14 protein-coding genes and 1 pseudogene are annotated in these 19,980 nt (G+C 71.8%); 9 read left to right on the top strand and 6 right to left on the bottom strand.

Features of this window, described 5'->3' with window-relative positions; all coding sequences use genetic code 11:
• Window positions 1-165 precede the first annotated feature (165 nt).
• From BCD49_RS10670 to BCD49_RS10660, 4 genes and pseudogenes are all read left to right on the top strand, one after another.
• Complete coding sequence (locus tag BCD49_RS10670) at window positions 166-1,092, top strand: patatin-like phospholipase family protein (RefSeq protein ID WP_007515616.1); 927 nt, start codon at window positions 166-168, stop codon at window positions 1,090-1,092.
• A complete protein-coding gene (locus BCD49_RS10665) occupies window positions 1,089-2,105 on the top strand; it encodes a 1-acyl-sn-glycerol-3-phosphate acyltransferase (protein WP_007515617.1) in 1,017 nt (338 codons plus the stop codon). Before BCD49_RS10670 ends, BCD49_RS10665 begins: the two co-directional genes overlap by 4 nt.
• A gap of 16 nt (window positions 2,106-2,121) precedes the next feature.
• A pseudogene (locus tag BCD49_RS46120) lies at window positions 2,122-2,433 on the top strand (sensor histidine kinase); the annotation flags it as partial.
• Window positions 2,434-2,468: 35 nt separating this feature from the next.
• Entirely contained in the window at window positions 2,469-3,179 is a 711-nt protein-coding gene (locus tag BCD49_RS10660; RefSeq protein ID WP_007515619.1) for a response regulator, read from the top strand.
• Between the two features lie 43 nt (window positions 3,180-3,222).
• Here the strand turns inward: BCD49_RS10660 and BCD49_RS10655 are convergent, their stop codons facing one another.
• Entirely contained in the window at window positions 3,223-3,438 is a 216-nt protein-coding gene (locus BCD49_RS10655; RefSeq protein ID WP_007515620.1) for a 2TM domain-containing protein, read from the bottom strand.
• Window positions 3,439-3,594: 156 nt separating this feature from the next.
• On the opposite strand from BCD49_RS10655, the gene BCD49_RS10650 reads away from it, so the two are divergent.
• Together BCD49_RS10650 and BCD49_RS10645 are read left to right on the top strand one after the other, a co-directional pair.
• Window positions 3,595-4,389 (top strand): alpha/beta fold hydrolase, encoded by a 795-nt coding sequence (locus BCD49_RS10650; protein ID WP_007515621.1) that lies wholly within the window; start codon window positions 3,595-3,597, stop codon window positions 4,387-4,389.
• Between the two features lie 41 nt (window positions 4,390-4,430).
• Window positions 4,431-5,735: an MFS transporter gene (locus BCD49_RS10645; RefSeq protein ID WP_007515622.1), complete on the top strand. Its 1,305-nt coding sequence runs from the start codon at window positions 4,431-4,433 to the stop codon at window positions 5,733-5,735.
• A 21-nt stretch (window positions 5,736-5,756) separates the two neighbouring features.
• On the opposite strand, the gene BCD49_RS10640 is transcribed toward BCD49_RS10645, so the two are convergent.
• Entirely contained in the window at window positions 5,757-6,650 is an 894-nt protein-coding gene (locus BCD49_RS10640; protein WP_007515624.1) for a helix-turn-helix transcriptional regulator, read from the bottom strand.
• A 283-nt stretch (window positions 6,651-6,933) separates the two neighbouring features.
• Here BCD49_RS10640 and BCD49_RS10630 point away from each other — a divergent pair, with 283 nt between their 5' ends.
• Window positions 6,934-7,689, top strand: a complete 756-nt coding sequence (locus BCD49_RS10630; protein WP_027141395.1) for an SDR family NAD(P)-dependent oxidoreductase — start codon at window positions 6,934-6,936, stop codon at window positions 7,687-7,689.
• 79 nt (window positions 7,690-7,768) lie between these two features.
• On the opposite strand, the gene BCD49_RS10625 is transcribed toward BCD49_RS10630, so the two are convergent.
• The 3 genes from BCD49_RS10625 to ccrA form a co-directional block, all read right to left on the bottom strand.
• Window positions 7,769-8,257 carry a GNAT family N-acetyltransferase gene (locus BCD49_RS10625; protein WP_007515626.1) on the bottom strand — a complete coding sequence of 163 codons (489 nt, stop codon included), beginning with the start codon at window positions 8,255-8,257 and terminating at the stop codon, window positions 7,769-7,771.
• A gap of 126 nt (window positions 8,258-8,383) precedes the next feature.
• The gene (locus BCD49_RS10620) at window positions 8,384-9,859 is read right to left on the bottom strand and encodes an acyl-CoA carboxylase subunit beta (RefSeq protein WP_007515627.1); all 1,476 of its coding nucleotides are present in this window, start codon (window positions 9,857-9,859) and stop codon (window positions 8,384-8,386) included.
• A gap of 135 nt (window positions 9,860-9,994) precedes the next feature.
• Window positions 9,995-11,353 (bottom strand): crotonyl-CoA carboxylase/reductase, encoded by a 1,359-nt coding sequence (gene ccrA, locus BCD49_RS10615; RefSeq protein ID WP_007515628.1) that lies wholly within the window; start codon window positions 11,351-11,353, stop codon window positions 9,995-9,997.
• A gap of 222 nt (window positions 11,354-11,575) precedes the next feature.
• Here ccrA and BCD49_RS10610 point away from each other — a divergent pair, with 222 nt between their 5' ends.
• Window positions 11,576-12,220 carry an NADPH-dependent F420 reductase gene (locus tag BCD49_RS10610; RefSeq protein WP_007515629.1) on the top strand — a complete coding sequence of 215 codons (645 nt, stop codon included), beginning with the start codon at window positions 11,576-11,578 and terminating at the stop codon, window positions 12,218-12,220.
• 111 nt (window positions 12,221-12,331) lie between these two features.
• Here the strand turns inward: BCD49_RS10610 and BCD49_RS10605 are convergent, their stop codons facing one another.
• Window positions 12,332-15,073, bottom strand: a complete 2,742-nt coding sequence (locus BCD49_RS10605; protein ID WP_007515630.1) for a helix-turn-helix transcriptional regulator — start codon at window positions 15,071-15,073, stop codon at window positions 12,332-12,334.
• A 972-nt stretch (window positions 15,074-16,045) separates the two neighbouring features.
• Between BCD49_RS10605 and BCD49_RS10600 the strand changes: the two genes are divergently transcribed.
• Window positions 16,046-19,980 (top strand): type I polyketide synthase (locus tag BCD49_RS10600; protein WP_116439382.1); only part of this gene is annotated, 3,935 nt, incomplete at its 3' end.

Genomic DNA, 19,980 nt, shown 5'->3' with positions numbered 1-19,980 from the left:
CGCTCCCGGCCGTGACCGCTCCGCCCGGCCAGGACTGCCTGGGCGGGCGCGGCCGGCTCGCGGCGTAACGTGCGACGTGGCTGCCAGGGAGTCATGCGGAACAGGGATGTGAGCCTTCCGGATGTCGTCGGATTCGCGCAGCGACGGTGGGGGTAGCAGCGTCCGGTGACGACGATTTCGGCTGCCTCACCGCTGGGCCCGACCGCGTTCGTGCTCGGCGGCGGCGGGGTGCTCGGCGCGGCCGAGGTCGGCATGCTCAGCGCTCTGCTGGAGGCCGGTTGCCGGCCGGATCTGGTCGTCGGGACGTCAGTCGGGGCCATCAACGGCGCGGCCGTCGCCGCCGATCCCACCGCCGAGGCCATCGAGATGCTGACCGAGCTGTGGTCCGACCTGGGTAGATCCGACGTGTTCGCGGGAGGCCCAGCGAAACAGCTGGCGACGGTCGTTCAGCACGGCTACCTGCACTCGAATGCCCCGCTGCGCAAGTTGCTGCACGCGCATCTGGCGGCCACGTTCGAGGAGCTGCCGGTGCGGTTTCAGTGCGTGGCCGCCAGCATCGAGCGTGCGTCGGCGCACTGGTTCGACCAGGGACCGTTGGTCGACGCGGTGCTCGCGTCCTGCGCCGTGCCCGCGCTGCTCCCCCCGGTGAAGATCGGCGATGAGCACTACGTGGACGGCGGTCTCATCGACAGCACCCCGGTCGGCAGGGCGGTGGCCCTCGGCGCGCGGACGGTGTACGTGCTGCACGTCGGCCGGATCGAGCGGCCGCTGCGCCCCGGCCGCTGGCCGTGGGAGGCGGGGCTGGTCGCCTTCGAGATCGCCCGGCGCCGCGGCTTCGCCGACGCGATGGCGAGCCTGCCCAGCGGGGTGACGGTGCACGTCCTGCCGGTCGGCGACACCGTCGGGACGCCGCTGCTCGGCCTGCGCTACCGCTCCGCGGCCGGGGTGCGCCGCCGGATCGAGCAGGCCCGCCACGCCACCGCCGAGTACCTCACCAAGGAGGACGCCAACACCGCCAACACCGCCAACACCGCCGATTCCGCCGGATCCGTCGGATCGGGCAGGTCCGGCGGTTCTGGCGGCGCCAGGTGAGGGTGCCACCCCGCGCCGTTCGCCGCCTGCTCATCGACCCGCTGTTCGTCCCGGTCGCGGTCGCGGGGGCGGTCCTCGGCGTCGTGTCGACGGTGCTGGGGCTGGCCGTCGCGCCACTCGACCGGCGGCTGCGCCTGAGCCGGGTGTCCGCTCTCGCCGCGGCCTACCTGCTCGCCGAGGCCGTGGCCGTCGTCGCCGGATTCGGGCTGTGGCTGGTCCGGCCGCTGCTGCGGTCGCGGTGGGAGCGGGCCCATCTGGTGCTGCTGCGCGGCATGCTGGGGTCGCTCGTGGCGGCGGCGGGCCGGCTGATGGGGTTCCGGCTGATCGTGCGTGAGCCGCCCGCGGGGACGTTCGAGTGCGCCGGTCGCCCCGTGCTGGTGGCCAGCCGGCATGCCGGCGCCGGTGACTCGTTCGCGCTCGTCCACCTGGTGCTCAACCGCTACCGGCGCACCCCTCGGGTCGTGCTGCTGGCGAGTCTCCAGCTCGACCCGGCGATCGACATCCTGCTGGGCCGGCTCGGGGCCTGTTTCCTGCGGACCGAGGGCGCCGACCCGACGGCGGTGACTCGGGTCAACGCGCTCGCGGCCCGGCTGACCGACCGGGATGCCCTGGTCATCTTCCCGGAGGGCGCGAACTTCACCGCCAGGCGCCGCCGCCGCGTCATCGTCGGCCTGCGCCGCCGGGGGCAGAACAGCAGGGCGAGGGTGGCCGAGGACCTCACCCACGTGCTTCCGCCGCGGCCCGCCGGGGTGCTCGCCGCCCTCGACGCGGGCACCATCGTCGGGACGGTCGTGGTCGCCCACACGGGCCTGGACCGCCTGACCACCCCGGGCCAGATCTGGCGCGCCCTGCCGCTGGAGATGCCGATGGAGGTGCGCTGGTGGTGGTTCCCGGCCGACGAGCTGCCCGCGGTGGGCCGGGAGCGCGCGGACTGGCTGACCATGCACTGGGCGGTGGTCGACGCCTGGATCGACGCACACCACCCGGCCGACCCTCGATCGGCTCAGGCCTGACCTCGCGGAAAAGGCTTGGACAGCGTGGCCCGCCCGGCTGCCGGCGCCGGTCGAGGCGGCCGCCTACTTCGTCGTCAGCGAGGCCCTGACCAACATCGCCCGGCATGCCCACGCGCGGTCGGCGCGGATCCATGCCTGGACGTTCGGTGGCCGGCTCGTCCTCACGGTGGTCGACGACGGCGCTGGCGGCGCCGATCCGGCGGCCGGCTCGGGGCTCGCCGGGCTCGCGCTGCGCGTCGAGGCGCTCGACGGAACCCTGACCGTCGCGAGCCCGGCCGGCGGGCCGATCGAGGTCAGAATGGAATGCCCGATCGGTACCGACCCGTGACCGAGGACCCGGGCCGAGGCGAGCTGGGAGGGCCGGTGGACGAGAACCCGCGTGCCAGGGGCCTGTCGGGCCGCCCTCCGCTGGTCCGGCGGCCGCTGCGCCTGGTGCTCGCGGAGGACGCGGTGTTGCAGCGCGAGGGCCTGGTCGGCATCCTCGAACGGGCCGGCCACGAGGTGGTGGCGGCGGTGGGCGACGCCCACGCGCTGCTGACATTCGCCGCGAACACCCAGCCGGACGCCGTCATCACCGACATCCGGATGCCGCCGGGCCACTCGGACGAGGGCCTGCGCGCCGCCGTCGAGCTCCGCTCCACCCGCCCGCAGATCGCGATCATGGTGCTGTCGGCCTACGTCGCCGACGCCTACGTCGCCGACCTGCTCGACTCCGCGCCGGGGGGCGGCATCGGCTACCTGCTCAAGGACCGCGTCGGCCATGTCCGCGAGTTCCTCGACAGCCTCGACCGGGTCGCGTCCGGCGGGACCGTCGTCGACCCGGAGGTGGTCCGCCACCTGCTGCGCCGGCGGCGGCGCGACGGGCCGTTGGCCGCGCTCACCGACCGCGAACGCGAGGTGCTCGCGCTCATGGCCGAGGGCCGCACCAACGCGTCGATCGCCGACGTGCTGGTGGTCAGCGAGGCCGCGGTCCGCAAGCACGTCGGCAACATCTTCGCCAAGCTCCCGCTCGGCCCCGACTCCGACCGCCGCGTCTCCGCCGTCCTCGCCTACCTCCGCGGCTCCGCTACCTAGGCGGTGGCCGTCGCGGCGCCGTTCCCGCGAGGAATGCTGTTCCTCAGTGCGCGGAGCGCACTTTGGACGGCGCGTGGTCGGCGCGGATGTGGAACGCCAGTCCGATGCCCCAGGCCAGGATCGACCACAGCGGCCAGAAGAAATGGTCCGGGGTGAGAGAAGCCCACAGCACGACCTGGGCCAGATTGGCCAGGACATAGGAGAGAACATGGGCCCTCAGGCCCAACTTCCTGGCGGTTTCGCTTTTCGCTGATCTCATGGCCGCAGGTTAGGTAGACGCACTTGACGACGAGTGGACCGCCTGTTGACCTGTGGCCGGTGCGCGTCCGGCTTCATCCAGTGGACGTCAACTGCCCGGTTTTACGCTGACCCCGGATCGAGGATGACCGCAACGCGTACTGAAGGGTTTACATTGATGACGACAACTCGCCGTATGGTGCTCGCTGGATCCGCCGCTGTCGCGGCCGGCGCCGTCGTCGGAGCGCCCGCCGCGCAGGCAGCCACCCAGCCCGACACCAGGCGGAAACCCACCGTGGTACTGGTGCACGGCGCGTTCGCCGACGCCTCCGGCTGGAACGACGTCGCCGCCCGGCTCATCCGGGCCGGCTACCCGGTCATCGCCCCCGCGAACCCGCTGCGGGGCGTGGCCGCGGACTCGTCCTACCTGGCCAGCATCCTCGCCACCCTCAGCGGACCGCTCGTCCTCGCCGCGCACTCCTACGGCGGGATCGTCGTCACGAACGCCGCGTCCGGCAACCCGAACGTGAAGGCCCTCGTCTACGCGGCCGCCTTCGCGCCCGATCAGGGAGAGACGCTGCTGGGCCTGCAGGCGAAGTATCCGGGAAGCAAGCTCACCGAGACGGCGTTGGACGTCCGCCCGTACGGTGCGGGCGTCGACGGATACATCAAGAAGGAGGTCTTCCGGCAGGTGTTCGCCGGTGACCTGCCGAAGGCGACCACCGACCTGATGTGGGCCGGCCAGCGGCCGAGCGACCTGCGCACCTTGCAGGAGCCGTCCGGCGCCCCGGCCTGGAAGAGCATTCCCTCCTGGTATCTCGTCGCCCGCAAGGACAACGTGCTGCCCGCCGAGGCGCAGCGGTTCATGGCGAAGCGAGCCGGCGCGCGCGCCGTCGAGGTCGACGCCTCGCACGTCGCGATGATCGCGCAACCCGGGGCGACGGCCGACCTCATCAAGCGTGCCGCGGGCTGACGTCGCGGGCTGACGCAGCCACGGAACGGAGGATGGGGACGATGCATCAGCGTGCATACGAAGGTCAGTGCGCCGCCGAAGAAAATCGGCATGCCTCCGCCAGGTCACCCATCGGCCATCCGAGGCTGACGCTGTTCGCGCTGGCGTTGGGCACCTTCGCGATCGGCACCGGCGAGTTCGGCAGCAACGGCATCATCCAGTTGTTCGCGGCCGACCTGGACGTGTCGATTCCGGTCGCGACATACGCGGTGACTGCGTACGCCTTCGGTGTGGTGATCGGCTCGCCGGCGATCACCCTGCTCGCCGCCCGGGTCAACCGGCGCACTCTGCTGCTCGGCCTGATCGTGCTCTTCCTCGTCGGCAACGGGCTCTCCGCGGTCGCGCCGGACATCGTGCCGCTCGTCGTCTTCCGGTTCGTCACCGGCAGCGTCCAGGGTGCGTATTTCGGTGCCGGTGCCGTCGTCGCCGCGTATGTGTACGGCCCGGGCAGGGGTGGCAAGGCGTTCGCCACCGTGATGGGAGGACTCACCGCCGCCACCATCGTCGGGTCGCCACTCGGCACCTTCATCGGTCAGAACGCCGGCTGGCGCGCCATGTACTGGACCGTGGTCGCCGTCGGCCTGCTCGCCGGCGTCGCCCTGCTGGCCTGGCTGCCACACACCGACGACCTGCGCGGCACCTCCATCACGAACGAGTTGGGCAGCCTCCGCCAGCTCAACGTCTGGTTGATGTTCATCGTCGCCGCGCTCGGCATTTCAAGCATCTTCGCCGTCTACACGTTCATCGGCCCGTTCGTCACCGACGCGGCGCGGCGGGACGCCTCGCTCATCCCGATCGCGCTCGCCGTCTTCGGCCTCGGCATGGCGGTCGGCAACTATCTGGGCGGCCGGGCCGCCGACCGGTACGAGCACCGCGGACTGGTCTGGGGCTACGGCGGTGTGCTGGCGCTCCTGGTGCTGATCGGCGTGGCCGGCGGCAATCTGGCGATTCTGCTGCCCTGCCTGTTCGGCGTCGGCGCGACCATGATGGCGGCGATCCCCACCATCCAGGTCCGGCTGACCGGTCTCGCGCCGCGCGCCCCGACCCTGATGGGCGCGCTCAACCTGGCAGCCCTCAACCTGGCCAACTCGCTCGGCGCGATCGGCGGCGCGGTCGCCCTCGACGCCGGGTGGGGGACTCTGTCGACGGTCTGGGCCGGCTTCGTGCTCACCGCCGCCGGCCTCCTCCTGTACGTCGCGACCGTCGCCCGGGTGAAGCCGTTCCCGGTTCCCCGGCTCGGCACCGCGCTCGAGCAGCCCGGCGGCCAACTCCGCGAGGGCCGGTTGGGGACCGGTGGCACTCCCTGAGACCGCCGACCGCACGCATGATCATGTCCGCGGAGTGGGCCACGGTGTCGACGACAGCCCCGTCGAGCTGGAGTGCGCGGTGAACGTCTGAGTGCCCAGCACCGCGAGCATTTCCAGCCGCGCGCCGGACCCGGAGCCGGGCTGGGGGCGAAAGAGGACCAGCCGCTGGCCGGATGGTGGGCTGAGTACGATGTCGCATTCCAGGTCGAGCCGGCCCACCTCGGGATGGACGAGCACCTTGCGGGTGACCTGACGGACGGCGACCTCCTGGCGCTCCCAGACCTCGCGGAACTCGGCGCTGGCCCGGGACAGCTCTTCGACGAGTGACCGGATGTCGTCATCCTGGGGGCGCTGTCCCAGGGTGACCCGCAGGTCGGCGACGTACTCGCGGGACAGCCGCTCGTGCTGGTCGGGCAGATAGCGGGCCCGCAGGTCGCCATCGGCGAACCAGCGCCAGAGGAAGTTGCGTCGCCGGCCGTCCGCCTGGGCGATCGGGCCGAGCAACGCGACGTTGAGCGCGTTCTGCGCGACGACGGTCGACAGGTCGTCCGAGATGAGCGCGGGCACCGACGGAGCGAGGGCATCCAGTACGCACATCAGGCCGGCGTCGGCGTAGCCGAGCGACCGGTGCCGGGGCGGCGGTGCCTGGCCGGCCAGCCGGTAGACGTGGTCGCGCTCGTCCAGGGTCAGGCGCAGCGCCCGGGCGATCGCGCCGAGCATCGCCGGGGACGGCCGCGGCCCCCTGCCCTGCTCGATCCGCTCGTAGTAGTCCGTCGACATGTCGGCGAGGAGGGCGACCTCGTCGCGGCGAAGGCCGACCGCCCGGCGCCGACCGCCGGCGATGAGCCCGACATCCGCCGGCCGCAACTGCTCCCGACGGTGCCGGAGGAAGACTCCCAGCTCCGCGTGTTCCACGACCGCTCGCTCCTCCCGCCGCGGGCCGGGCCCGGTGTCCGCCTTCAGGACGCGAGGCGATTCCGGGCCTCGCGGTGGGCGGCCACCTCGGCCACGCACCGGGCCGCCCTCCTCATCATGCCGGCGCGGCCGCGCCCGATCCCCGTACTGGCGATCCGGGGAAAGGCTGAGCGCCCATGAGCCACGGCGCCGAAGTGACAGTGGTCGAGGGGCGAAGTGACAGTGGTCGAGGACGGCCAGCGTCGGTGAGACCCACGGGAAACGCAGCCTGGGAGGAATCATGATGGACAGGAAAATCGCGCTGGTGACGGGCGCCAGCCGTGGTCTTGGCCGGAGCATGGCCGTGCACCTGGCCGCCGCCGGAGTCGGCGTCATCGGCACCTACCGTGGCAACAAGGAGGAGGCCGACGCGATGGTCGCGCAGGTCGCCGACCACGGCGCACCGGCCGCGGCGTTGCGGCTCGACGTCGGCGACAGCACGAGCTTCGCGGCGTTCGCGGCGGACGTACGCGCGACCCTGGCGGGGCTCGGTGCCGACCATCTCGACTATCTGGTCAACAACGCCGGCATCGGGCTGCACGCGCCGTTCGACGGGACGACTCCGGACCAGTTCGACGAGATCTTTCGCGTCCACGTGAAGGCCCCGTTCTTCCTCACCCAGACGCTGCTGCCGCTCCTGGCCGACGGGGGGCGCGTCCTCAACGTCTCGAGCGGCCTGGCCCGGTTCACCTATCCGGGCAACTCCGCCTACGCCGCCGCGAAGGGTGCGGTCGAGGTCCTGACGCGGTATCAGGCCGCCGAGCTGGGCGAGCGGCAGATCCGGGTGAACGTGCTGGTGCCCGGGGCCATCGCCACCGACTTCGGCGGCGGCCTGGTCCGCGACAACGAGCGGGTCAACGCGACCGTCGCCGCCGCGATCCCGCTCGGCCGGGCCGGGAAGCCCGACGACATCGGCGCCGCCGTGCCGCTGATCCTCGCCGACGGTTTCGGCTGGGCGAACGGCGCGCGTATCGAGCTCTCCGGCGGCCAGAGCCTCTGAGGCGGGGTCCGCGCGGAAGGAGAAGGCGCCGTGCGTCCGTACTCCGTCGATCTCGTCGGCCACGCCGACGGCCTGGGTTCTACCCGCCCAGGCGCAGCACGAAATAGCAGAGTTCTTCCGTCGCGCGGACCCGCTGGAAGCCGTTCTTCTCCAGCACCCGCTGAGAGCCGATGTTGTCCAGATCGGTGTCGGCGTTGACCGCCCTCACCCCGCCGTGCGCGCGGCAGATCTCGATCAGCCCGGCCACGGCCTCGGTGCCGTAGCCCTTGCCCCATTCCGGTTCGACCATGCCGTACCCGATGGTCACCTCGCCAGAGGCGTCCGGGAGGCCGTAGAAGCCGGCCGTGCCGATCGTCAGCCCGTGCGCGAGCGGCACGATGCGGTAGACCCCGAACGGGCCCCGCTCCTCGGCACTGCCGGCGAGTCCGGCGCACGGCTCTGAGTCGTCCTCACGTGGGAAACCCTCGGCCCACCGCTCGCCGTCACCCGGCTTCCCGGCGGCGACCACGGCGGCCTCGTCCTTGGTGAGCGGCAGCAGATCGATGGTCCTGGCCGGCGAATTGCCCATGGTGCGCAGGATCAAAGCAGATCCCGTCCACCGCTGCCACCGCGTTTCGTGGGCCAGCGCGGTGGCTGCCAGACCGTCCGCGCCGAACCTCGGGCGCCGCGACGGGTTTGGCCTGATTGCCTCCTGTCACAAGGGAATGTTCCCGTGGGCGCCTTGGCGGCCAGGTGCCGCCGCCAGGACACGAACGACCTCGCGTCGCGTGTCGACCGGGTCGATGATTTTGTCGATCACACCGAGCGAGACACCGCGCTGCAGCCCGCCGGCCTCGCGGACGTGCTCGTCGACGAGCTGGGCGCGCAGGGCGTCTCGTTCATCGGCCGCGGCCGCCGCAAGGGTCCGTCGGTGCAGGATTCCCACGGCGGCCTCGGCGCCCATGACCGCGACCTCCGCCTGGGGCCAGGCCAGGACGCTGGTCGCGCCCAGAGAGCGGGAGTTCATCGCGATGTACGCGCCCCCATAGGATTTCCGCAGAACCACCGTCACCCGTGGYACGACCGCCTCCGAGAACGCATAGAGAAGCTTGGCGCCTCGCCGCACGACGCCGCCCCACTCCTGGCTCACGCCCGGCAGGTATCCAGGGACATCCACGAGGACGACGAGCGGGATGCCGAACGAGTCGCACATCCGGACGAAGCGGGCGGCCTTCTCGGCGGCCAGGGAGTCGAGGCAACCGCCCTTGCGCAGCGGATTGTTGGCGATGACACCCACGGTCCGCCCGGTCATCCGTCCGAGTGCCACGACGACATTGGGTGCCCACCGCGGTTGGAGTTCCTCGTAGTCGTCCTCGGCCGCGCCGGTCGCATCCGTCGCGCCGCGGCGTTGGGCTGGATCGTCGAGGATGGCGCGCACGACCGGACGGATGTCATAGGCCCGACGGGGACGGTCTGGCAGCAGGGAGCCAGCGTCGCGCGCATCACCGTCCGCGGCGGTGGTGTCGAAGGCGCCCGGTCTTGCCAGCAGCGTGGTGATCCGCCGCGCCCGCGCATACGCGTCCGCCTCCGACTGGGCGTTCACGTGCACGACGCCGGACCGCCGGCCGTGTGCGTCCGATCCACCCAGCCCCGCCATGTCGATCTGCTCGCCCGTCACCTGGCGAACGACGTCGGGCCCGGTTACGAAAACCTTGCCCTCGGGCGCCATGACGATCACGTCCGTGAGCGCCGGTCCGTAGGCGGCCCCGCCGGCGGCCGGGCCCAGCACCACGGACACCTGCGGTACTCGGCCCGATGCCGCGATCATCGCGGTGAACATCTGCCCGATGCCATCCAGGGCGTCTACGCCGTCGCCGAGGCTCGCTCCGCCGGAGTGCCAGAGCCCGACGACGGGAGCACGGTCGGCGACCGCGCCGTTGATGGCGTCCACTATCTGGCGTGCGCCCAGGGAACCGATCGCGCCCCCCAGCGATCTGGCATCCGTGCAGTAGGCGACGACAGCGACGCCATTGATGCGGCCGCGGGCGACGGCGACCCGGCTGCCGGGCAGATTGGAGGTGACGTTCAGTGTTCCCGGATCGAGCAGACGGGCCAGCCTTTCACGTGGGTCGTTCAGCGCTCGGCGCTGTTCGGCCACGGTGACGGTGGCGCGCGCGGTGAGTTCCGTCATCGGTGCAGAGTCCCAACCATGATTTTCTCAGATCCTCCGTCGCAGCAGCCAACGGCGTTCATCAGCCGGATCCGGCGATGAGCCGTTTCCCGGCGCCGTCGTCGAGTCGTCGCGTGCGGCCGTGCGGCCGACGCGTCACGTCAGGTCGGTGCCGTCGGCGCGCCTGCGGAAGCGGTTGATGGCCGGCAGGTGCCGGGCGCGCAGCTCGGCGTCGCGTACTCCCAGCCCCTCGTCGGGGGCGAGGCAGAGCACGGCGACCTTGCCCTGGTGCTGGTTGCGGTGCACCTCGTATACCGCCTGGCCGGTCTCCTCCAGCGGGAAGGCGCGGTGGACCGTAGGGTGGATGCGGCCTTTCTGCACGAGCCGGTTGGCCTCCCAGGCCTCGCGGTAGTTGGCGAAGTGCGAGCCGATGATCCGCTTGACGCTCATCCACAGGTACCGGTTGTCGTATTCGTGCAGGTAGCCGCTGGTGGAGGCGCAGGTGACGATGGTCCCGCCGCGGCGCGCGACGTAGACCGAGGCGCCGAAGGTCTCCCGGCCCGGGTGCTCGAAGACGATGTCCGGGTCCTCGCCCCCGGTCAGCTCCCGGATGCGGGCCCCGAAGCGCCGCCATTCGGCCGGATCCTGCCCCCCGCCATCCGGCCGCCAGAAGGCATAGCCCTCGGCCCGCCGGTCGATCACCGCCTCGGCGCCCAGCTCCCGGCAGATGCGCGCCTTGTCCGGGCTGGAGACCACGCACACCGGAATTGCGCCGCCGGCCAGCGCGTACTGCGTGGCGAACGCGCCGATCCCGCCGGAGGCCCCCCAGACAAGGACGACGTCGCCCTGCTTCATCTGGGCGCCGTTGCGGGAGACCAGCTGCCGGTACGCGGTGGAGTTGACCAGTCCGAGGCTCGCYGCCTCCTCCCAGGTCAGATGCCGCGGCTTGGGCATCAGCTGGTTGGACTTGACCAGGGCCAGTTCGGCCAGGCCCCCGAAGTTGGTCTCGTAGCCCCAGATGCGCTGCTCGGGGTCGAGCAGCGTGTCGGAGTGCCCGTCGGGGCTTTCCAACTCGACGGACAGGCAGTGCGCGACCACCTCGTCGCCCGGCTTCCAGGCGTGCACTCCGGGACCGGTGCGCAGCACGACGCCAGCCAGGTCGGAGCCGATCGCGTGATAGGGCAGGTCGTGCCGCCGGGCCTGCTCGGAGCGTCGGCCGTAACGCCTCAGGAAGGCGAAGGTGGATACGGGCTCGAAGACCGCGGACCACACCGAGTTGTAGTTCACGGAGCTGGCCATGACCGCGACCAAGGCCTCGCCAGGGCCTGGCTCGGGTGTGGGCACGTCGTCGACGTGCAGCGACTTGCGGGGATCCCGCTCCGCGGCCGGTACCCCCTCGAACATGCCGGCCTCGTCTCGTCGGACGATGACCGCGCGGTAGGTTTTCGGGATCTTCAGCCGGGCGAAGGAATCGGAGGCCGCGGTGTCGAGAAGGGCGTCGAGGATGTCTTCCACGGCAGTCCTCCACGGTGATTCTGGACGAGTGGTCTGATACGGAATTATTCGGCCGGTATGGGCCTGGTGAACCGTTTGGGGCACACGTCAGGGGCCTTCATTGGGCCGGCTAGGGGTCACTAGGGGCGCCTGGCGGCCGGCGGGAATATCGCGGTCGATTCCGGCGCTGGCCAGACTCCGCGGGCAACAGTGCCCGCACATACACGGAAGTAGACCGATACGATGAACATCGGCCTCCTGGGCACCGGCAACGTCGCAAAGGTCGTGGGCGCGAAACTGCGTTCACTCGGGCACGAGGTCACGCTGGGATCGCGCGACCCCGAGAACTCTCCGGCCAAGGAGTGGGCCGCGCGGCACGACGTCGAGATTTCCACGCTCGCGCAGACCGCCGCGGTCGCCGAACTCGTGGTGAACACCGCGCCGGGGCTCGCCTCCCTCGACGTGCTCACCGCGGCCGGCGCCGACAACCTGCGCGGCAAGATCGTGGTGGACGTCTCGAACGGCATCGAATCCAGGGACGGTGTGGTCGCGGTCGCCACCCCCGGCGGCGGCAGCGTGGCCGAGCAGCTTCAGAAGGCCTTCCCGCGGGCCCGGATCGTGAAGACGCTGAACACCATGGCGGCACAGGTCATGGTCGACCCCGGCCGCATTCCGGGTCACCACACGGTGTTCCTCAACGGTGACGACGCGACGGCCAAGGCCGAGGTCGCCGAGCTGCTGAAGGCCTTTGGCTGGGCTGAGGATCAGATCATCGATCTCGGTGACGTGGTCGGCGCGCGCGCCACCGAGGCCGCGCTGCTGCTGTTCATCCGGCTGTTCAACACCTTCCAGACCGCAGAGTTCAATCTGTCGGTCGCAAAGGCCTGACCCGGATCCGCGCAGCATTACCGACCTAGCACTGTGCAAACAACCCGGAGGGTGAAAGCCGACGCGGGTTCCCGTGCCCCGGCGCCTGGCGCCGGGGCACGGGAACCCGCGTCACGCGGTGCCCAGCACCTTCGGGTTCAGCCGGGTCTGCAGGTCGATCCGGCCACCGACCTGCAGTTTGCGGTATACGCGGGTGAGATGCTGCTCGACCGTGCTGACCGTGATGTACAGGCGGCTGGCGATCTCCCGGTTGGTGTGTCCGCGCACGGCCAGTGCCGCCACCCGCAGCTCGGCGTCACTGAGCACCGTATACGTGGTGTCCGGCGTCGCCGACGGCGTCCCGTCGTCCGGGCACGGCGCGGCGAACTCGGGGCCGAGCGTCCGGCGGGCGCGGGCCTCGGCACCGCACTGCGCCGCCGTCCGCCAGATCTGCCGGGCGGTGAAATGCGCCAGGTGCGAGTCGCCCAGCTCCACGTGCACCCGGTGCAGGTCGAGCAGCGCCGCCAGCAGCTCCGCGGGCGACCCGCTGCTTTCGAGCATGTCCGCGCCCTCGCGTAGCAGCACCACCGCCTGACGGGGTTTCACCGTGGCCGCGCGCAGCCTGAGCAGGCCGCCGCGCACCAGGGGGTGCGCGGCGCCGGGCTGCTCCGCCAGCTCGTCCAGCGTCCGGGCCGCCCGCTCGGTGCGGCCGAGCTGCAGCAGCGCCTCAGCGACCCCCAGCCGCCAGGGCGCTATGCCGACGATGTCCATGTCCCAGCTCGCCATCAGCTGCCCGCAGGCGAGGAAATCCTGCAGGGCCGGCAGATGGCGGCCCATCGCCAGATGATGCTGCGCGCGGGCGTCCAGGTAGTGCAGGCCGTAACGGGTCGTCGTCGCGCCAGTGGGACGCGGATATGCCAGCCACTCGGCCGCGGCGCCGTGCCTACCCATCGCCGTGAGCACGTAGATCAGGGTCGAGAGCGGCAGATCGATCTGCGGCCCCCAGGCCCGTGGTCCCATGAGCTGCAGCGCGCCGCGGGCCAGTCGCTCGGCCGCCGGCAGGTCGCCGCGCCGGCGCGCGATCTCGGCGAGTACGGCGGACTTCATGGCCTGCCAGGTCCGGTAGCCCTGTGGCGTGGCATCCCGGTAGATTCGCGCGGCCCAGTACTCGGCGCGTTCGAGCTCATGTACGTAGATCAGCACGTACAGCGCGTTGCAATGCGGCCCGCGCCAGTAGTCCGGCGACCTGTCGTCGCGCAGCACGTCCTCGGCGAACCGCGCGGCGGTCGCGTGGTCGCCGGCCCGCAGGTAGTGCCACATCGCCGCGTCGGGCAGCGGTCTGGCCGCGGGATCCCGGTCGGGCGGCCCGGCCGCCGCGGGTCTTTCTCGCGGGACCGCCGCGGACCCGGGGTGCGTGCTGCGCAGCGAGTGGTCGGTGCTGAGCAGCGCCTCACCGACCTCCGGCGCATGCGCGCGCGAGCGGATCGCGTCCAGAATCCTGGCCGCCTCCTCTTCTCGCCCGTGCCACATCAGCGCGCGGCCCAGCATGACGGCCTCCAGGTCCGGAAGGCACCCGTGTTCGAAGGCGTCCAGCAGCCCGGCGAAGTGGGACATGGCCCGGGCCGGGTTCATCCGCCACTCGACCCGGACCCGGGCGGCGGTGATCAGTGCGCGCTCCTCGCCGTCGGAGCACTCCCGCAGCGCCAGGTCCAGGCACTGCAGGGCCAGGTCGGCCCGGCCGTCGGCCAGCGCGTCCTCGGCCGCCTGGCGCAGGACCGCGATATGCCAACTTCTGCCGATCCGGTCGGCGGCGATCAGGTGCTCGGCGACCCGCAGCGCGGCCTCGCCCTCGGCGTGCAACAACTCGGCGGCGCCGTATTGCAGTTCGGCCGCGTCGTCGAAGTTCGGGTCGCTGAGCACGACCGACCGTGCCGCTGGGTGGCACAGCAGCCGGTCGGGGCCGAGCAGGCCCGCCGCCGACAGTTTGGCGAGGGCCCGGTCGACCAGATTGCGGGGCCGGGAGATCAGCCGGGAGATCAGCTCGGGGACGGCGTGCTCGCCGAGCAGCGCGATGGCTCGGGCCACCTCCAGTCCGGCCCGTCCGATGCGGTGCAGGCAGGCGAGAACCGCCGTCGCGGAGCCGTCGCCCGGCGCCAGGGACCGCGGGCCGTCGGTCGGATGGATGTGCAGGTGCTCCGTCAGCAGCGCCCGAACCACCAGGGGGTTGCCGCCGCTGGCCGCGTGGGCGGCCGGGGCGAGCCGGTGCGCGGCGTCGGCGTCGAGCCGCTCGGCGAGTACTTCGGCGACGCCCTCCACCGACAGCAGCGGCAGCTGGATCTGCCGGTAGTTCGGCTCGCGGGACAGCTCCGCATGGAAGAGCGGGAGGCTCTGCTGCAGGCATTCGCCGGTGATCAGCACCAGCATGACCGGCGCGGTGCGGCAGTGCCGGACGAGGTAGAGCAGTCCTCGCAGGGACTCCGGATCGCTCTGGTGGACGTCGTCGACGATCAGTAGTAGTGGAGCCTCGGCGGCCGAGCGCAGCAGATCGTGGCAGACAAGCAGCATCAGCTGGGGCGGCAGGGTGTCCGCGGCCGGGGCCGCGGTCACCGCGTGCCGCAACTCGGCCGCGGACGTGCACGCCTCGAGGAGCTGGCCGAAGATTCCCGGACTGGCTCCCCGCCCTGCCGGGGCCGCGTAGGTCTGCACGACCCGTACGCCGCGGTCCGCGGCCCAGTCGGCGAGCCGGCGGGTGAGCTCGGTCTTGCCCGAGCCGACTGAGCCGCTGATGGAGACGACCTGCCCCGCGCCGCCCCGTGCCTCATCGAGGCTGCGCCTTAGCAGGAGTAGCTCTTCCGCGCGTTCGACGAGTAGCATATAATGCCTCCCCGTTCGTACCCTCGCTATACGGTTCTCCGGCTCGGCGGCCGGCTGGATTCCTCTGGTAACCTCTGCTTCTTCGCGGCTGTTTCCCGTGCCCACGTGGCGCGTATTACGTATTCCGCCAGAGGGCGGTGCCCGCGATGCGGTCGGAGAGATCGCATGTGCCTGATGGCCGCGATCGTCGAGGCTCCCGACCCGCGCGCGGCCGGAATCGAATCCGGCAGACGGCCGTCCCCGGCCTCCGCCCATTTCCAACACCCCAGGAGCGGCGGGAACGGCACGGCGCATCCAAGCGTGAGCGTGATCGAATGTGGCGGCCGGACGCCTTCGTCCGGCCGTGACGGCATGTCATTAGTCATGGACAGCATGTCATACGAGTCCTGGCACGCGCACCGGACGGCGGCCGTGACGCCAGATACACGGTGTCGGCAAGACGACTGTGATGTTGCTTTCTACGACCCGACGCGCGGTCACGCATTCGTGTGTGGCAGGAACGCGAGCGCGCCTTCGAGACACCCCTATCGGTCAACCCCTACTCTCTGGCGCCGCATAGGGGTATCGGTCCGAACGACGCCCGCCGCGGTGGCCGTGCCCCGCCGAGAGCCGACGTCGGCCATAAGGCCACCCCTAGCTGGCAAAGACGGGAAACCCTGATAGGGGAGCGAGACTAAGGGTTGGCCGCCGCCCGGGCCGCAAGTAGCGTTTTGCTCGTTCGAATTCATCGGTAAATCGCGCCACGGCCCGTCCGTCGCGCTGTCGCCGTCTTTGCGTCCCGCCGGCCCGGCGCAGCTGGTCTCGGGCGGTCGGTAAAACTTCGGGACACAGGTCCTCGCCGTTTCGAAAACCCGATGAGTCGGGCTCGCGGTGGGACGGGCGCCGCCGGAGCGGAGAACGAAGACCGCCCGGAAGACCGGGCGCGAAGCGGCCTTGAGAAAAGCCTGGATGGAAAGGCGAGGGTGCGCCCCCATGACCGACGAACCGCGTTCCTACAGCGCTGCGCGACGGCTGGCCCCGGCGGAGCCCGTCGCGGTCGTCGGTCTGGCCTGCCGGCTGCCCGGCGCCCCCGACCCGGCCGCGTTCTGGGAACTGCTGCGCGCCGGCGCCGAGGCGGTCACGGACGTGCCGCCGGGCCGGCCCGGGTTCGGCGCGCGGTCCGCGGGCGCGCGGCCGCCGCGCGCCGGCTTCGTCGACGGGGTCGATCGTTTCGATCCGGAGTTCTTTGGCATCTCCCCGCGCGAGGCCGTCGACATGGACCCTCAGCAGCGGCTCGCCCTCGAGCTCGCCTGGGAGGCCCTGGAAGACGCCGGCATCGTCCCCGCCACCCGCCGGGGCACCCGGACCGGCGTCTACCTCGGCGCTATCTGGGATGACTACGCCAAGCTCGCCGACCGGCTCGGACCCGGGGCCGTCAACGGCCGTACCATCACCGGCCTGAGCCGCGGCGTCATCGCGAACCGCGTCTCGTACGCACTCGGGTTCCAGGGCCCCAGCCTCGTCGTCGACACCGCGCAGTCGTCCTCGCTGGTCGCCGTCCACCTGGCCTGCGAGAGCCTGCGCCGCGGCGAGACCGACCTGGCCCTGGCGGGCGGAGTCAGCCTCAACCTGCTGCCCGAGGGCTTCACCGTGGCCGAGCGCTTCGGCGCTCTCTCGCCGACCGGCCGCGCCCACACGTTCGACGCCCGCGCCGACGGCTACGTAAGGGGGGAGGGCGGCGGCGTCGTCGTGCTCAAGACCCTCAGCCAGGCCCTCGCGGACGGCGACACGGTGTACTGCCTCGTCCGCGGCGGAGCGGTCAACAACGACGGCGGCGGCGACACGCTCACCGCGCCCAGCGAGAGCGCGCAGCGTGACGTCCTGCGCAGGGCCTATGCCGACGCGGGGGTGGATCCGGCCCGCGTGCGCTTCGTCGAACTGCACGGCACCGGAACACCCGCCGGCGACCCCGTCGAGGCCGCCGCGCTTGGCGCGGTCGTCGGCCGGGGCCGGCCCGCCGCGTCTCCTCTCCTGGTCGGCTCGGTCAAGACCAACATCGGACACCTCGAAGGCGCCGCGGGCATCGCCGGCTTCCTCAAGGCCGCGCTAAGCCTGCGCGAGCGCACCCTGCCACCCAGCCTCAACTACGAGCGTCCGAACCCGGCGATCCCGCTCGACGCCCTGGGCCTCGAGGTCGCCGTCACCCGCGTCGACCTCACCGCGGACGACGCCGACGGTCCGGTGTTCGCGGGCGTCAGCTCCTTCGGAATGGCCGGCACCAACTGCCACCTCGTGCTGTCCGACGCCACCGGGCTGTCCGCGCCGGCCGCTGGCAACGGCGCCGGCAGCACCGGCAGCGAACCCGGGCCGGTAACCGTCCTGCTGTCCGGACATGTGGACGCCGCGCTGCGCACCCAGGCCCAGCGGCTGCGCGAACACCTGGCGGCCCATGCCGACCTCACCCTGCCCGACCTCGCGCGCACCACCGCCCTGACGCGCAGCCATCTCACACACCGGGCCGCACTGCTGGCCGACAGCCGCGACGGCCTCGCCGCGGCCCTCGGCGACCTCGCCGGCGGCCGTCCCTCGCCCCGCGTCGTCCGCGCCGCCGCCGAGCCGGCCGAACGCGGCCTCGCGTTCCTCTTCACCGGTCAGGGTAGTCAGCGGCCCGGCATGGGCGCGGCTCTGCACGTCGCCCAGCCCGCGTTCGCCGATGCCTTCGACGCCGCCTGCCGCGAGCTGGACAAGCACCTCGACCGTTCGGTCCGCGACCTGGTCCTCGGCCCCGCGGACGCGCCCGCCGCCGCCCTGCTCGATCAGACGGTCTACACCCAGGCGGCGCTGTTCGCGTACGAGACCGCCCTGTTCAGGCTCCTGCGGCACTGGGGGATCGTCCCTGCGGCTCTGCTCGGCCACTCCATCGGCGAGCTGAGCGCCGCATATTCCGCCGGCGTGTTCTCCCTGGCCGACGCCGCCACCCTCGTCGCCGCGCGCGGTCGCCTGATGCAGGCCCTGCCGGAAGGCGGAGCGATGGTCTCCATCCAGGCTTCGGAGGCCGAGCTCGTCCCGCGGCTCGCCGACTTCGCCGGCCGCGTGGAGATCGCCGCGCTCAACGGTCCATCCGCCACGGTGATAGCCGGGGACGCCGATGCCGTCAGCACCATCGCCGACGCCTGGCGGTCCCGTGGGCGCAGGACCCGGCGGCTGCGGGTCAGCCATGCCTTCCACTCGCCGCACATGGACAGCATGCTGGGAGAGTTCCGCCGGGTCGCCGAGAACCTGACCTACCGTCAGGCCACGCTTCCGGTCGTCTCCAACCTCACCGGCCGCGCGGTCGCGCCCGGGGAACTGCTCGACGCCGACCACTGGGTGCGCCACGCCCGTCGGGGTGTCCGGTTCCTCGACGGCATGCGCGCGCTCGAAGCGCTGGGCGTGACGGTCCACCTCGAAGTCGGACCGGACGCCGTGCTCGCGACCATGGGCCGGGACTGCGTCACCGCCGACGCGGCCCTCCTGCCCGCGGCCCGGGCCGGCCGCCCGGAGCAGGACACGCTCGCCGCGGCTGTGGCCGGTCTGCATGTACGCGGCGTGCCCGTCGCCTGGGACCGGATCCTGGAAGGCGCGGGTGGGCGCCGCGTCTCGCTGCCCACGTATGCCTTCCAGCGGGAGAGCTACTGGTTGGCCGCCGGGACGGGTACGCGGTCGGTACCGGCCCAGGCGGTCGCGGGGCCGCTCGCGGAGGTGGTGGAGGCGGCCGAACCGGCACCGACCGCGGGCGCGCTCGGGCCGGTCGCCGACGGCACGACCCGGGATCGCCTCGCCGCGCTGCCCGAGGCCGACCGCGAGCGCTCGCTGGCCGAACTCGTCCTCGCGCAGGTGGCCGCCGTTCTCGGCCACGGCTCACCTGAGCGCGTCGACCGGGAGCGCACGTTCAAGGACCTCGGCTTCGACTCGCTGGCCGCCGTCGAACTGCGCGACCTGCTGGGCCGGTCCCTCGACGTCACCCTGGCCCCCACCCTGGTCTTCGACCATCCCACTCCCGAAGCCCTGATCCGCCACCTGCGCGGTGACGTGCTGCCCGCCCCGGCCGCGCGCCGCCCTTTCCAGGACGACGCGGAGGATCCCGTCGTCATCGTGGGCATGGCGTGCCGTTTTCCGGGTGGGGTGGGTTCTCCTGAGGATCTGTGGGATCTGGTTGTGGAGGGTCGTGACGGGACGTCGGAGTTTCCGGGTGACCGTGGGTGGGATCTGGGGCGTCTTTTTGGTGGGGGTGGGGATGTTCCTGGGTCGTCGTTTGCGCGGCGGGGTGGTTTTCTGGGGGGTGCTGGGGGTTTTGACGCGGAGTTCTTTGGGATTTCGCCGCGTGAGGCGTTGGCGATGGATCCGCAGCAGCGGGTCTTGTTGGAGGTGTGCTGGGAGGCGTTCGAGCGCGCCGGTATCGACCCGACCACCCTGCGGGGCAGTGACACGGGCGTTTACGTCGGCGCTTTCGCGTTCCACGACCACACCGTCCCCGGCGGCGGTCCCGACCCCCTCGAGGGCCAGCACATGACCGGCGGAGCCAGCAGTGTTCTGTCGGGGCGGGTGGCGTATGTGTTTGGTCTGGAGGGGGCGGCGGTGACGGTGGATACGGCGTGTTCGTCGTCGTTGGTGGCGTTGCATGTGGCGGTGGGGGCGTTGCGGCGGGGTGAGTGTGGGGTGGCGTTGGCGGGTGGGGTGACGGTGATGTCGTCGCCGGGGACGTTTGTGGAGTTTTCTCGGCAGGGTGGGTTGTCGGGGGATGGTCGGTGTCGGTCGTTTGCGGCGGGTGCGGATGGTACGGGGTGGGCGGAGGGTGCGGGGGTTCTGGTGTTGCAGCGGCTTTCGGATGCGGTGCGGGAGGGGCGTCGGGTTTTGGCGGTGGTGCGGGGTAGTGCGGTGAATCAGGA

The sequence above is a fragment of the Pseudofrankia sp. EUN1h genome (assembly GCF_001854645.1).
In the GTDB taxonomy this organism is placed as follows: domain Bacteria; phylum Actinomycetota; class Actinomycetes; order Frankiales; family Frankiaceae; genus Pseudofrankia; species Pseudofrankia saprophytica.
Note: the sequence above shows the minus strand (reverse complement) of the source record. Positions and strands in the feature narration are given on the sequence as shown.

Coding starts and splice junctions, on each gene's coding strand:
- BCD49_RS10610 (WP_007515629.1), top strand. CDS start 11,576: ATGAACATCGGCCTCCTGGGCACCGGCAACGTCGCAAAGGTCGTGGGC.
- BCD49_RS10645 (WP_007515622.1), top strand. CDS start 4,431: ATGCATCAGCGTGCATACGAAGGTCAGTGCGCCGCCGAAGAAAATCGG.
- BCD49_RS10605 (WP_007515630.1), bottom strand. CDS start 15,073: ATGCTACTCGTCGAACGCGCGGAAGAGCTACTCCTGCTAAGGCGCAGC.
- BCD49_RS10650 (WP_007515621.1), top strand. CDS start 3,595: ATGACGACAACTCGCCGTATGGTGCTCGCTGGATCCGCCGCTGTCGCG.
- BCD49_RS10630 (WP_027141395.1), top strand. CDS start 6,934: ATGGACAGGAAAATCGCGCTGGTGACGGGCGCCAGCCGTGGTCTTGGC.
- BCD49_RS10625 (WP_007515626.1), bottom strand. CDS start 8,257: ATGGGCAATTCGCCGGCCAGGACCATCGATCTGCTGCCGCTCACCAAG.
- BCD49_RS10655 (WP_007515620.1), bottom strand. CDS start 3,438: ATGAGATCAGCGAAAAGCGAAACCGCCAGGAAGTTGGGCCTGAGGGCC.